The organism is Escherichia ruysiae (genome assembly GCF_031323975.1).
In the GTDB taxonomy this organism is placed as follows: Bacteria; Pseudomonadota; Gammaproteobacteria; order Enterobacterales; family Enterobacteriaceae; genus Escherichia; species Escherichia ruysiae.
On record NZ_JAVIWS010000001.1, the window covers coordinates 2,642,042 to 2,654,759 of the forward strand.

Sequence of the window (12,718 nt, forward strand, 5' to 3'; positions counted from 1 at the left end):
CCTTCCATCGGCATCCTTGCCGGCTATTTTGATTAATACACATCATCCAGCACGTTAATTTTCAATAGATCGCGAATCAACGCATTTTTATCGCTATTTTGCAGCCATATGGCATAGAGAGGACGAGAAAGAGTTGTGCTGTCGACAACGGTATGCAGCCCACCTTTCTTACGTGCCCAACTCACCGGCAGCCATGTGCAACCATTAAGCATCGCAATCTGTTGCTGTGCCAGTTCAGCAGAACTGGTTGTTAGCATTGGAACTTCATCAGCACCGATTAAACCAGCCTCATGTTGTTGAAAATCCGGCCCCCATTCCAGGCGGAGATAGTTAAGCTCACCTTTTAGCTTAGAAGAGGCACTGGTATAGAGTGCTAAAGTAAAATGCCCCAGTAACTGACTACTAAATTCATCCATTTTGGGCGCTTCAGTAGTAATAAGAAGATCAAGCTGGCGTTCATGCAGTTGTTTTACCAGAGATTGGCGCTGGGCAATTCGCGCTTCGAACTGTAAGCCTGTATGGGCATCCTGATTTTGATACAAGCGCCCCAGCCACTGATTAAGCATACACTCCCACAACGAGGCGCTGGCACCGATAGAAAACTCATTATGTCGTGAGGTATGCGCCACCTCCTTACGAGCGGTCTGCCAGGTGCTCATGAGTGTTTCTGCATAAGGCAACAGCTTTTCACCGGCAGCGGTTAAACGGATATTGTTTCTGTGACGAGTGAAAAGATTCACACCCAGTTGATTTTCCAGTTGTCTGATCCGAAAGCTCACTGCTGACTGGGTCAGATAGAGCGATTCAGCCGCTCGGCCAAAGTGACGCGTTCGGCTAACTTCCAGGAAAGTTTTTAACAATTCCGTATCCACAGTGCTCTCCGCAAAATTATTTGTCGTTATGATTTAAATGTTTTGTTTTACACTCTGTCAAGCGTAACTAATACTCCGCGCCATAACTAGCTCGGTCAAAGAATTAGGAGCGTGCAGGATGGCGGAAAGCTTTACGACGACTAATCGATATTTCGACAATAAACATTATCCACGTGGATTCTCTCGTCATGGTGATTTCACCATCAAAGAGGCACAACTGCTTGAACGTCATGGTTATGCCTTCAATGAGCTGGATCTCGGCAAACGCGAGCCGGTTACCGAGGAAGAGAAACTCTTCGTAGCAGTATGCCGTGGCGAACGTGAGCCAGTGACAGAAGCAGAACGCGTGTGGTCCAAGTATATGACGCGTATCAAGCGTCCAAAACGTTTTCACACTCTTTCCGGCGGTAAACCGCAGGTCGAAGGTGCTGAAGACTACACCGATTCCGACGATTAATAAAAAGGGCGAAATGCCCTTTTTTTACGTCAGCAGCTTTTGCAAATGGATGAGCAAACGGTCGATAGCCCGATAACTTACGGCCTCTTGTAAATGCTGACGTGTGATGACGTCAGACTGATCAATATCAGCTATGGTTCTTGATACTTTCAGTAACCGCTGCCAGGCACGAATAGATAATCCCAGATGGATCAGCGTTTCTTCCAGCCACTGTGCGTCCTCGTTCTCAAGCTTGCAAAATTGTCGTATTTCCGGACTATCCAGCCAGGCATTCAGTTTATTCTGCCGCTTAAATTGGCGCTCTCTGGCGGCCATTACGCGTTGTTTAACGGTGGCGCTGCTTTCCCCCTGAATGACCGCTTTGCTCAAAATACCGGGTGGCGGTAGCGGGATCTCCAGTGAGAGGTCAAAGCGGTCAAGAAAGGGACCGGAGAGTCGGTTGAGATAACGCAGCGTTTGTTCCGGCGTGCAGCGGTTATGGTTCCTTGATAATGTCCTGTTGGGCTGGGATTCATCGCCGCAACAAGCTGGAAACGGGCTGGATAGGTTATTTTTGCTCGTGTGCGTGAAAGATGGATTTGCCCTGACTCTATGGGTTCCCGCAAGGCATCCAGTGTACGCCGTTCAAATTCAGGTAGTTCATCAAGAAAAAGTACGCCGTTATGCGCCAGCGAAATTTCACCAGGCCCGGGAATTGCGCCACCGCCCACCATCGCAGTTAACGACGCACTGTGGTGCGGTGAGCGGAACGGGCGCTGCCGCCATTGTTTTTGCACTGATTCGGCATTTACCAGGCTTAATATTGCGGCACTCTCCAGTGCTTCTTCATTGCTTAAATCTGGCAACAGGCCATTAATACGGCTGGCGAGCATCGTTTTGCCTGTTCCCGGCGGTCCAATCAATAAAAGGTTGTGTCCGCCAGCAGCAGTAATTTCCAGTCCTCGCTTTCCTTGCTCCTGACCGACAACATCACTGAGATCATGTTGTAATGCACGGGATACTACATCAGTTGGTTTCGGGCGTTCGAGAGCGTGTTTACCTTCCAGAAATGCACAGACAGCCTGCAGATGATCGGCTATCAGGCATCCTTCACCGTTAATTAACCCCACTTCATCTTCGTTGTCTTTCGAGACGATAATTTTTCTGCCCGACTTAATGGCTTCAGTTGCACTGGAGATTGCGCCTGGAACGCCACGCAGAGCGCCTGTAAGCGCCAGTTCTCCGACTAATTCATATTCATCTAACTTATTGGCTGTAAGCTGTTCTGAGGCCGCCAGCAACGCAATGGCGATAGGTAAATCATATCGTCCCCCTTCTTTTGGCAGATCGGCTGGAGCAAGGTTGATGGTGATTTTTTTCGCCGGATATTCATATCCGCTATTAATAATGGCGCTGCGCACGCGATCGCGAGCTTCTTTCACCGTTGTTTCTGGTAAGCCCACCATTGTTAACCCTGGCAAACCTTTACTGATATGTACCTCAACAGTGATCGGGGAGCATTGACTCCCAGGGCGGCACGAGTATGAACAATTGACAGTGACATAAGTCCTCCTTAAGTCACCATTATGAACATAAGAGATCCCTGCTGTAGTCTGCGAAATTGTGTTATTTAGCGGCTGATTCCCGTTTATTTGTGCAAAGTAATTTGAGTTGTATTAGTGATGGAATCACTCTCGCAAAAATAAAAAGCACAAAAAACTGCCACTCGAAGAGCGCGAGAATTATACGGAAATTGAATTTTTTTCACTCACAAATTTTTATATAAAAAACAATGGTTTTTATAGAAATTATTATGAGAGTCATAAAAAGCGGCCAAAAAATATCTTGTGCTATTCGCAAAATCTATGGTAACTCTTTAGGCATTCCTTCGAACAAGATGCAAGAAAAGACAAAATGACAGCCCTTCTACGAGTGATTAGCCTGGTCGTGATTAGCGTGGTGGTGATTATTATCCCACCGTGCGGGGCTGCACTTGGACGAGGAAAGGCTTAGAGATCAAGCCTTAACGAACTAAGACCCCCGCACCGAAAGGTTCGGGGGTTTTTTTTGACCTTAAAAACATAATCGAGGAGCAGGCAATGAATAACAGCACAAAATTCTGTTTCTCAACATTCAGGACGGGGAACTAACTATGAATGGCGCACAGTGGGTGGTACATGCTTTGCGGGCACAGGGTGTGAACACCGTTTTCGGTTATCCGGGTGGCGCAATTATGCCTGTTTACGATGCATTGTATGACGGTGGCGTAGAACACTTGCTGTGCCGGCATGAACAGGGCGCGGTAATGGCGGCTATCGGTTATGCCCGTGCTACCGGTAAAACGGGCGTGTGCATCGCCACTTCTGGCCCTGGCGCAACCAACCTGATCACCGGACTTGCGGACGCGCTGTTAGATTCCATCCCTGTAGTTGCCATCACCGGTCAGGTATCTGCACCGTTCATCGGCACCGATGCATTTCAGGAGGTTGATGTCCTGGGATTGTCGTTGGCCTGTACCAAACACAGCTTCCTGGTGCAGTCGCTGGAAGAATTACCACGCATCATGGCCGAAGCGTTTGATGTCGCCAGCTCTGGTCGTCCCGGTCCGGTTCTGGTCGATATCCCTAAAGATATCCAGTTAGCCTGCGGCGATCTGGAACCCTGGTTCACCACCGTTGAAAACGAAGTGACTTTCCCACATGCCGAAGTCGAGCAAGCGCGCCAGATGCTGGTAAAAGCGCAAAAACCGATGCTGTATGTTGGCGGCGGCGTGGGTATGGCGCAGGCGGTTCCTGCTCTGCATGAATTTCTCGCTGCCACAAAAATGCCTGCCACCTGCACGCTGAAAGGGCTGGGCGCAGTCGATGCGGATTATCCGTACTATCTGGGGATGCTGGGGATGCACGGCACCAAAGCGGCGAACTTCGCGGTGCAGGAATGTGACCTGCTGATCGCCGTGGGGGCACGTTTTGATGACCGGGTGACCGGCAAACTTAACACGTTCGCGCCACATGCCAGCGTGATCCATATGGATATCGACCCGGCAGAAATGAACAAGCTGCGTCAGGCGCATGTGGCATTACAAGGCGATTTAAACACGCTGTTGCCTGCGTTACAGCAATCGTTAAATATCGATGAATGGCAGCAATACTGCGCACAAATGCGTAGTGAACATGCCTGGCGTTACGATCATCCTGGAGACGCTATCTACGCGCCGTTGTTGTTAAAACAACTGTCGGATCGTAAACCTGCGGATTGCGTTGTGACCACGGATGTGGGGCAGCATCAGATGTGGGCTGCGCAGCACATCGCCCACACTCGCCCGGAAAATTTCATCACTTCAAGCGGTTTAGGCACTATGGGCTTCGGTTTACCGGCGGCGGTTGGCGCACAAGTCGCGCGACCGAACGATACTGTCGTTTGTATCTCCGGTGACGGTTCTTTCATGATGAATGTACAAGAGCTGGGCACCGTAAAACGCAAGCAGTTACCGTTGAAAATTGTCTTACTCGATAACCAGCGGTTAGGGATGGTTCGACAATGGCAGCAACTGTTTTTCCAGGAACGATATAGCGAAACCACCCTTACCGATAACCCAGATTTCCTCATGTTAGCCAGCGCCTTCGGCATCCCTGGCCAACACATCACCCGTAAAGACCAGGTTGAAGCGGCACTCGACACCATGCTGAACAGTGATGGGCCATACCTGCTTCATGTCTCAATCGACGAACTTGAGAACGTCTGGCCGCTGGTGCCGCCTGGCGCCAGTAATTCAGAAATGTTGGAGAAATTATCATGATGCAACATCAGGTCAATGTATCGGCTCGCTTCAATCCAGAAACCTTAGAACGTGTTTTACGCGTGGTGCGTCATCGTGGTTTCCACGTCTGCTCAATGAATATGGCTGCCGCCAGCGATGCACAAAATATAAATATTGAATTGACCGTTGCCAGCCCGCGTTCGGTCGACTTACTGTTTAGTCAGTTAAATAAACTGGTAGACGTCGCACACGTTGCTATCTGCCAGAGCACAACCACATCACAACAAATCCGCGCCTGAGCGCAAAAGGAATATAAAAATGACCACGAAGAAAGCTGATTACATTTGGTTCAATGGGGAGATGGTTCGCTGGGAAGACGCGAAGGTGCATGTGATGTCGCATGCGCTGCACTATGGCACCTCGGTTTTTGAAGGCATCCGTTGCTACGACTCGCATAAAGGTCCAGTTGTATTCCGTCATCGTGAGCATATGCAACGTCTGCATGACTCTGCCAAAATTTACCGCTTCCCGGTTTCGCAGAGCATTGATGAGCTGATGGAAGCTTGCCGCGAAGTGATCCGTAAAAACAATCTCACCAGCGCCTATATCCGTCCGCTGATCTTCGTAGGTGATGTTGGCATGGGCGTTAACCCACCAGCGGGATACACCACCGACGTGATTATTGCCGCTTTCCCGTGGGGAGCTTATCTGGGCGCGGAAGCACTGGAGCAGGGGATCGACGCGATGGTTTCTTCCTGGAACCGCGCGGCGCCAAACACCATTCCAACCGCTGCGAAAGCGGGGGGGAACTACCTCTCTTCCCTGCTGGTTGGCAGCGAAGCGCGCCGCCACGGTTATCAGGAAGGTATCGCGCTGGATGTGAATGGTTACATCTCTGAAGGTGCAGGCGAAAACCTGTTTGAAGTGAAAGACGGCGTGCTGTTCACCCCGCCGTTCACCTCTTCCGCGCTTCCGGGTATTACCCGTGACGCCATCATCAAACTGGCGAAAGAACTGGGAATTGAAGTGCGTGAGCAGGTGCTGTCGCGTGAATCGCTGTATCTGGCAGATGAAGTGTTTATGTCCGGTACAGCGGCTGAAATTACGCCAGTGCGCAGCGTCGACGGTATTCAGGTGGGCGAAGGCCGTTGTGGCCCGGTCACCAAACGCATCCAGCAAGCCTTCTTCGGCCTCTTCACCGGCGAAACCGAAGATAAATGGGGCTGGTTGGATCAGGTTAATCAATAAATACAAAAAATGGGACGGCACGCACCGTCCCATTTACGAGACAGACACTGGGAGTAAATAAAGTATGCCTAAGTACCGTTCCGCCACCACCACTCATGGTCGTAATATGGCGGGTGCTCGTGCGCTGTGGCGCGCCACTGGAATGACCGACGCTGATTTCGGTAAGCCGATTATCGCTGTTGTGAACTCGTTCACTCAATTTGTACCGGGGCACGTCCATCTGCGCGATCTCGGTAAACTGGTCGCTGAACAAATTGAAGCGGCTGGCGGCGTTGCCAAAGAATTCAACACCATTGCGGTGGATGATGGGATCGCCATGGGTCACGGGGGGATGCTTTATTCACTGCCGTCTCGCGAACTGATCGCTGATTCTGTTGAGTATATGGTCAACGCCCACTGCGCCGACGCGATGGTCTGCATCTCCAACTGCGACAAAATCACCCCGGGGATGCTGATGGCCTCTCTGCGCCTGAATATTCCGGTGATCTTTGTTTCCGGTGGTCCGATGGAGGCCGGGAAAACCAAACTATCCGATCAGTTAATCAAGCTTGATCTGGTTGATGCGATGATCCAGGGGGCAGATCCGAAAGTTTCTGACTCCCAGAGCGATCAGGTTGAACGTTCGGCCTGTCCAACCTGTGGTTCCTGCTCCGGGATGTTCACCGCTAACTCGATGAACTGCCTGACCGAAGCTCTGGGTCTGTCGCAGCCAGGCAACGGCTCGCTACTGGCAACCCACGCGGATCGTAAGCAGCTGTTCCTCAATGCCGGTAAACGCATTGTTGAATTGACCAAACGTTACTACGAGCAAAACGACGAAAGCGCACTGCCACGTAATATCGCCAGTAAAGCGGCGTTTGAAAACGCCATGACGTTGGATATCGCGATGGGCGGCTCTACCAATACGGTTCTTCACCTGCTGGCGGCGGCACAAGAAGCGGAAATCGACTTCACCATGAGTGATATCGACAAACTTTCGCGTAAAGTCCCGCAGTTGTGCAAAGTTGCGCCGAGCACCCAGAAATACCATATGGAAGATGTTCATCGTGCTGGTGGCGTGATCGGTATTCTCGGCGAACTGGATCGTGCCGGGTTGTTGAATCGCAATGTGAAAAACGTACTCGGCCTGACCTTGTCGCAAACGCTGGAACAATACGATGTCATGCTGACTCAGGATGATGCGGTGAAAAATATGTTCCGCGCTGGCCCGGCTGGAATCCGCACTACACAGGCATTCTCGCAGGATTGCCGTTGGGATTCTCTCGATGACGATCGCGCTAACGGCTGCATCCGCTCGCTGGAGCACGCCTACAGCAAAGACGGCGGCCTGGCGGTGCTTTACGGCAACTTCGCGGAAAACGGCTGCATCGTTAAAACGGCGGGCGTCGATGACAGTATTCTCAAATTCACCGGCCCGGCGAAAGTGTACGAAAGCCAGGATGACGCGGTAGAAGCGATTCTCGGCGGCAAAGTTGTCGCTGGCGATGTGGTTGTTATTCGCTACGAAGGCCCGAAAGGCGGCCCTGGGATGCAGGAAATGCTCTACCCAACCAGCTTCCTGAAATCGATGGGTCTTGGCAAAGCCTGTGCGCTGATCACCGATGGACGCTTCTCCGGCGGTACGTCTGGCCTTTCCATCGGCCACGTCTCGCCGGAAGCGGCAAGCGGCGGTAGCATTGGCCTGATTGAAGATGGTGACCTGATCGCCATCGACATTCCGAACCGTGGCATTCAGTTGCAGGTAAGCGATGCCGAACTGGCGGCGCGTCGTGAAGCGCAGGAAGCCCGTGGCGACAAAGCCTGGACGCCGAAAAACCGTGAACGTCAGGTTTCCTTTGCTTTGCGCGCCTACGCCAGCCTGGCGACCAGCGCCGACAAAGGTGCGGTGCGCGATAAATCGAAACTGGGGGGTTAATAATGGCTGACTCGCAACCCCTGTCAGGTGCCCCGGAAGGTGCCGAATATTTAAGAGCGGTGCTACGTGCGCCGGTCTATGAAGCGGCGCAGGTCACGCCGCTACAGAAAATGGAAAAGCTGTCGTCGCGTCTTGATAACGTGATTCTGGTGAAGCGCGAAGACCGCCAGCCGGTGCACAGCTTCAAGCTGCGCGGCGCATACGCCATGATGGCAGGTCTGACGGAAGAACAGAAAGCGCACGGCGTGATCACCGCCTCGGCGGGTAACCATGCGCAAGGTGTCGCGTTCTCCTCCGCTCGGTTAGGTGTGAAGGCGCTCATCGTCATGCCAACCGCTACCGCCGACATCAAAGTCGACGCGGTGCGCGGCTTCGGCGGTGAGGTGCTGCTTCACGGCGCGAACTTTGATGAAGCGAAAGCGAAAGCAATCGAACTGTCGCAGCAGCAGGGCTTCACCTGGGTGCCGCCGTTCGATCATCCGATGGTGATCGCCGGGCAGGGCACGCTGGCGCTGGAACTGCTCCAGCAGGACGCCCATCTCGACCGCGTATTTGTGCCGGTTGGTGGCGGTGGCCTGGCGGCGGGCGTGGCTGTGTTGATCAAACAACTGATGCCGCAAATCAAAGTGATCGCGGTAGAAGCGGAAGATTCAGCCTGCCTGAAAGCGGCACTGGATGCGGGTCATCCGGTTGATCTGCCGCGCGTGGGGCTATTCGCCGAAGGTGTTGCGGTAAAACGCATCGGCGACGAAACCTTCCGTTTGTGCCGGGAGTATCTCGACGACATCATCACCGTCGATAGCGATGCCATCTGCGCAGCGATGAAAGACTTATTCGAAGATGTGCGCGCAGTGGCGGAACCGTCTGGCGCGCTGGCGCTGGCGGGGATGAAAAAGTACATCGCTCAGCACAACATTCGCGGTGAGCGGCTGGCGCATATTCTTTCTGGAGCCAACGTGAACTTCCACGGTCTGCGCTACGTCTCGGAACGCTGCGAACTGGGTGAACAGCGTGAAGCGTTGCTGGCGGTGACCATCCCGGAAGAGAAGGGCAGCTTTCTGAAGTTCTGCCAGTTGCTTGGCGGGCGCTCGGTCACAGAGTTCAACTACCGTTTCGCTGATGCTAAAGATGCCTGTATTTTTGTCGGTGTGCGCTTAAGTCGCGGCCTTGAAGAGCGCAAAGAAATTTTGCAGATGCTCAACGACGGTGGCTACAGCGTGGTTGATCTCTCCGACGACGAAATGGCGAAGTTGCATGTGCGCTATATGGTTGGCGGGCGTCCATCGCATCCGTTGCAGGAACGCCTCTACAGCTTCGAATTCCCGGAATCACCGGGCGCGCTGCTGCGCTTCCTCAACACGCTGGGGACGCACTGGAATATCTCTTTGTTCCACTATCGCAGTCATGGCACCGACTACGGGCGTGTACTGGCAGCGTTCGAGCTGGGCGATCATGAACCGGATTTCGAAACCCGGCTGAATGAGCTGGGCTACGATTGCCACGACGAAACCAATAACCCGGCGTTCAGGTTCTTTTTGGCGGGTTAATGGTTCGGCAAAATCTTCCAGAACGCCTCAATCAGCGGCTCATGTAGCCGCTTTTTTTGCGCACAAACGCCCAGCTCAAACGGCGTTTTCTCATCGCTGCGCTCTAAAATCATCACACGATTACGCACTGGCTCCGGGCTGTTATCCAGTACCACTTCCGGCAGCAGCGCCACGCCACAGCCAAGTGCCACCATCGATACCATCGCTTCATGCCCGCCAACCGTGGCGTAAATCATCGGGTTACTGATTTTATTGCGTCGAAACCACAACTCAATGCGGCGGCGTACTGGTCCCTGATCGGCCATGATGAAGGGAATCGTCGACCAGTCCGGTTGTTCTACTGAGACCTGATTACGCACCGGGCAGGGCAGCGCGGGCGCGATCAGCACCACCGCCAGGTTCTCCAGCATCGAAAACGCCACCGCGCCTGGCAGAGTCTCCGGCTTCCCGGCAATCGCCAAATCTGCTTCTCCAGTGACCACCTTTTCCATTGCATCCGCCGCATCACCGGTGGTGAGCTTAATTTCCACCGATGGATGCTCCGCGCGGAATCGGTCGAGAATCGGTGGCAGATGGCTGTAAGCGGCAGTCACCGAACAGAAAATATGTAATTCGCCAGAGAGGGACGGCCCTTGCTGGTCGATGGTGTGGCGCAATTGCTGATACTGTAACAACGTTTGCTGGGCGAAAACACGCAGCTCTTCGCCCGCTTCCGTCAGCGTTACCGTGCGGTTATCGCGCACAAACAGCGGTTGGCCGAGATCTTCTTCCAGGCGCTGAATCTGTCGGGAAAGCGTGGAGGGGCTGACGTGCATTGCCCGCGCGCTACGGCCAAAATGGCGGCTTTCCGCCAGATGCAGAAACATTTTCAGGTCGCGTAAATCCACAGGCTTAACCCCCGGTTATGACGTTGCAGAAATTGCAATATGACGTTGTGAATATATCAATTTCCGCAATAAATTTCCTGTTGTAATGTGGTGACATTCTCGCTCAACAGCGAACCGAACAATAAGAAGCACAACATCACGAGGAATCACCATGGCTAACTACTTCAATACACTGAATCTGCGCCAGCAGCTGGCACAACTGGGCAAATGTCGCTTTATGGGGCGCGACGAGTTCGCTGACGGTGCGAGCTATCTTCAGGGTAAAAAAGTGGTCATCGTCGGCTGCGGCGCACAGGGTCTGAACCAGGGCCTGAACATGCGTGATTCTGGTCTCGATATCTCCTACGCTCTGCGTAAAGAAGCGATTGCCGAAAAGCGCGCGTCCTGGCGTAAAGCAACCGAAAACGGTTTTAAGGTAGGTACTTACGAAGAACTGATCCCGCAGGCGGATCTGGTGGTTAACCTGACGCCGGACAAGCAGCACTCTGACGTAGTGCGTTCCGTTCAACCGCTGATGAAAGATGGCGCGGCGCTGGGTTACTCGCATGGTTTCAACATCGTCGAAGTGGGCGAGCAGATCCGTAAAGACATCACTGTAGTAATGGTTGCGCCGAAATGCCCTGGCACCGAAGTGCGTGAAGAGTATAAACGTGGATTCGGCGTACCGACGCTGATTGCCGTTCACCCGGAAAACGATCCGAAAGGCGAAGGCATGGCGATCGCTAAAGCCTGGGCGGCAGCAACAGGCGGTCATCGTGCCGGCGTTCTGGAATCCTCTTTCGTTGCGGAAGTGAAATCAGACCTGATGGGCGAGCAAACTATCCTGTGCGGTATGTTGCAGGCTGGTTCTCTGCTGTGCTTCGACAAGCTGGTGGAAGAGGGCACCGACCCGGCATATGCAGAAAAACTGATTCAGTTCGGCTGGGAAACCATCACCGAAGCCCTGAAGCAGGGCGGCATCACCCTGATGATGGACAGGCTCTCTAACCCGGCGAAACTGCGTGCTTATGCGCTTTCTGAGCAACTGAAAGAGATCATGGCGCCGCTGTTCCAGAAACATATGGACGACATCATCTCCGGTGAATTCTCCTCTGGCATGATGGCAGACTGGGCTAATGATGATAAGAAACTGCTGACCTGGCGTGAAGAGACCGGCAAAACCGCGTTCGAAACCGCACCGCAGTATGAAGGTAAAATCGGCGAGCAGGAGTACTTCGATAAAGGCGTGCTGATGATCGCGATGGTGAAAGCGGGCGTTGAGCTGGCGTTCGAAACCATGGTTGATTCCGGCATCATTGAAGAGTCGGCATACTATGAATCACTGCATGAGCTGCCGCTGATTGCCAACACCATCGCCCGTAAGCGTCTGTACGAAATGAACGTGGTTATCTCTGATACCGCAGAATACGGTAACTATCTGTTCTCTTACGCTTGCGTACCGCTGCTGAAACCGTTTATGGCAGAGCTGCAGCCGGGCGATCTGGGTAAAGCTATTCCAGAAGGTGCGGTAGATAACGCGCAACTGCGTGATGTAAATGATGCGATTCGCAGCCATGCAATTGAGCAGGTAGGTAAGAAACTGCGTGGCTATATGACGGATATGAAACGTATTGCTGTTGCGGGTTAAGTGCGCGCTGATGCCCTCTCCCACAGGGAGAGGGAGAAAACACTCAAGGCCTTCTCCGGGAGAAGGCCTTGCTGTTAGTTGCGGTACAGCACCTTAATGATGTGATACCCGAACTGGGTATGCAGCGGGCCGGTTGGCTCCAGCACCGGACAAGAGAACACCACTTTATCAAACGCCGGAACCATCTGACCCTGGCGAAATTCCCCTAAATCACCGCCGCGTTTGCCTGACGGGCAAATGGAATGTTTCTTCGCCAGCTTGCCAAAATCGGCGCCGTTCTTGATCTGCTCCAGAAGTTCCTGAGCCAGTTTCTCTTCTTTTACAAGGATATGCAGTGCTGCTGCTGTTTTTGCCATGATCGTGCCTTGAGTGGTAAGGATGAGGCTGGCTATACTACCACGCTGTTATTTCCCCCTCCCGACTTTC

At 52.9% G+C, this 12,718-nt stretch carries 13 protein-coding genes and 1 pseudogene; 9 read left to right on the plus strand and 5 right to left on the minus strand.

The window, feature by feature from the left end:
• Nucleotides 1-32 precede the first annotated feature (32 nt).
• Nucleotides 33-872, minus strand: coding sequence for an HTH-type transcriptional regulator HdfR (gene hdfR / locus RGV86_RS12800; RefSeq protein ID WP_309508369.1), 840 nt, complete (start codon nucleotides 870-872; stop codon nucleotides 33-35).
• 118 nt (nucleotides 873-990) lie between these two features.
• Between hdfR and maoP the strand changes: the two genes are divergently transcribed.
• The gene (maoP, locus tag RGV86_RS12805) at nucleotides 991-1,329 is read left to right on the plus strand and encodes a macrodomain Ori organization protein MaoP (protein ID WP_000841001.1); all 339 of its coding nucleotides are present in this window, start codon (nucleotides 991-993) and stop codon (nucleotides 1,327-1,329) included.
• Between the two features lie 24 nt (nucleotides 1,330-1,353).
• On the opposite strand, the gene RGV86_RS22320 is transcribed toward maoP, so the two are convergent.
• Together RGV86_RS22320 and RGV86_RS12810 are read right to left on the minus strand one after the other, a co-directional pair.
• On the minus strand, nucleotides 1,354-1,698 hold the full coding sequence (locus RGV86_RS22320; RefSeq protein WP_373921835.1) for a magnesium chelatase subunit ChlI family protein: 345 nt from the start codon (nucleotides 1,696-1,698) through the stop codon (nucleotides 1,354-1,356).
• A 78-nt stretch (nucleotides 1,699-1,776) separates the two neighbouring features.
• Nucleotides 1,777-2,789 (minus strand): annotated as a pseudogene (locus tag RGV86_RS12810) (YifB family Mg chelatase-like AAA ATPase); the annotation flags it as partial.
• A gap of 433 nt (nucleotides 2,790-3,222) precedes the next feature.
• Here RGV86_RS12810 and ilvL point away from each other — a divergent pair.
• The 7 genes from ilvL (at nucleotide 3,223) to ilvA (ending at nucleotide 9,778) form a co-directional block, all read left to right on the plus strand.
• Nucleotides 3,223-3,321 carry an ilv operon leader peptide gene (gene ilvL, locus RGV86_RS12815; RefSeq protein WP_001311244.1) on the plus strand — a complete coding sequence of 33 codons (99 nt, stop codon included), beginning with the start codon at nucleotides 3,223-3,225 and terminating at the stop codon, nucleotides 3,319-3,321.
• An 86-nt stretch (nucleotides 3,322-3,407) separates the two neighbouring features.
• Entirely contained in the window at nucleotides 3,408-3,458 is a 51-nt protein-coding gene (ilvX, locus tag RGV86_RS12820) for a peptide IlvX (protein WP_101687388.1), read from the plus strand.
• A gap of 2 nt (nucleotides 3,459-3,460) precedes the next feature.
• Nucleotides 3,461-5,107, plus strand: coding sequence for an acetolactate synthase 2 catalytic subunit (gene ilvG / locus RGV86_RS12825; protein ID WP_085461493.1), 1,647 nt, complete (start codon nucleotides 3,461-3,463; stop codon nucleotides 5,105-5,107).
• Complete coding sequence (ilvM, locus tag RGV86_RS12830) at nucleotides 5,104-5,367, plus strand: acetolactate synthase 2 small subunit (protein ID WP_000983255.1); 264 nt, start codon at nucleotides 5,104-5,106, stop codon at nucleotides 5,365-5,367. The genes ilvG and ilvM overlap by 4 nt, the downstream gene beginning before the upstream one ends.
• A 19-nt stretch (nucleotides 5,368-5,386) precedes the next feature.
• The gene (gene ilvE / locus RGV86_RS12835) at nucleotides 5,387-6,316 is read left to right on the plus strand and encodes a branched-chain-amino-acid transaminase (protein WP_000208524.1); all 930 of its coding nucleotides are present in this window, start codon (nucleotides 5,387-5,389) and stop codon (nucleotides 6,314-6,316) included.
• A gap of 64 nt (nucleotides 6,317-6,380) precedes the next feature.
• The gene (ilvD, locus tag RGV86_RS12840) at nucleotides 6,381-8,231 is read left to right on the plus strand and encodes a dihydroxy-acid dehydratase (protein ID WP_032226901.1); all 1,851 of its coding nucleotides are present in this window, start codon (nucleotides 6,381-6,383) and stop codon (nucleotides 8,229-8,231) included.
• A gap of 2 nt (nucleotides 8,232-8,233) precedes the next feature.
• Nucleotides 8,234-9,778: a threonine ammonia-lyase, biosynthetic gene (ilvA, locus tag RGV86_RS12845; protein ID WP_000785602.1), complete on the plus strand. Its 1,545-nt coding sequence runs from the start codon at nucleotides 8,234-8,236 to the stop codon at nucleotides 9,776-9,778.
• Here the strand turns inward: ilvA and ilvY are convergent.
• Complete coding sequence (gene ilvY / locus RGV86_RS12850; RefSeq protein ID WP_000365757.1) at nucleotides 9,775-10,665, minus strand: HTH-type transcriptional activator IlvY; 891 nt, start codon at nucleotides 10,663-10,665, stop codon at nucleotides 9,775-9,777. The genes ilvA and ilvY overlap by 4 nt on opposite strands.
• Nucleotides 10,666-10,816: 151 nt before the next feature.
• On the opposite strand from ilvY, the gene ilvC reads away from it, so the two are divergent.
• Nucleotides 10,817-12,292 carry a ketol-acid reductoisomerase gene (gene ilvC / locus RGV86_RS12855; protein ID WP_000024944.1) on the plus strand — a complete coding sequence of 492 codons (1,476 nt, stop codon included), beginning with the start codon at nucleotides 10,817-10,819 and terminating at the stop codon, nucleotides 12,290-12,292.
• A 74-nt stretch (nucleotides 12,293-12,366) separates the two neighbouring features.
• Here the strand turns inward: ilvC and ppiC are convergent, their stop codons facing one another.
• Nucleotides 12,367-12,648: a peptidylprolyl isomerase PpiC gene (gene ppiC, locus RGV86_RS12860; protein WP_001140260.1), complete on the minus strand. Its 282-nt coding sequence runs from the start codon at nucleotides 12,646-12,648 to the stop codon at nucleotides 12,367-12,369.
• Nucleotides 12,649-12,718: the final 70 nt, after the last annotated feature.

Coding starts and splice junctions, on each gene's coding strand:
- maoP (WP_000841001.1), top strand. CDS start 991: ATGGCGGAAAGCTTTACGACGACTAATCGATATTTCGACAATAAACAT.
- ilvM (WP_000983255.1), top strand. CDS start 5,104: ATGATGCAACATCAGGTCAATGTATCGGCTCGCTTCAATCCAGAAACC.
- ilvA (WP_000785602.1), top strand. CDS start 8,234: ATGGCTGACTCGCAACCCCTGTCAGGTGCCCCGGAAGGTGCCGAATAT.
- ilvE (WP_000208524.1), top strand. CDS start 5,387: ATGACCACGAAGAAAGCTGATTACATTTGGTTCAATGGGGAGATGGTT.
- ilvL (WP_001311244.1), top strand. CDS start 3,223: ATGACAGCCCTTCTACGAGTGATTAGCCTGGTCGTGATTAGCGTGGTG.
- ilvD (WP_032226901.1), top strand. CDS start 6,381: ATGCCTAAGTACCGTTCCGCCACCACCACTCATGGTCGTAATATGGCG.
- ilvG (WP_085461493.1), top strand. CDS start 3,461: ATGAATGGCGCACAGTGGGTGGTACATGCTTTGCGGGCACAGGGTGTG.
- ilvC (WP_000024944.1), top strand. CDS start 10,817: ATGGCTAACTACTTCAATACACTGAATCTGCGCCAGCAGCTGGCACAA.
- ppiC (WP_001140260.1), bottom strand. CDS start 12,648: ATGGCAAAAACAGCAGCAGCACTGCATATCCTTGTAAAAGAAGAGAAA.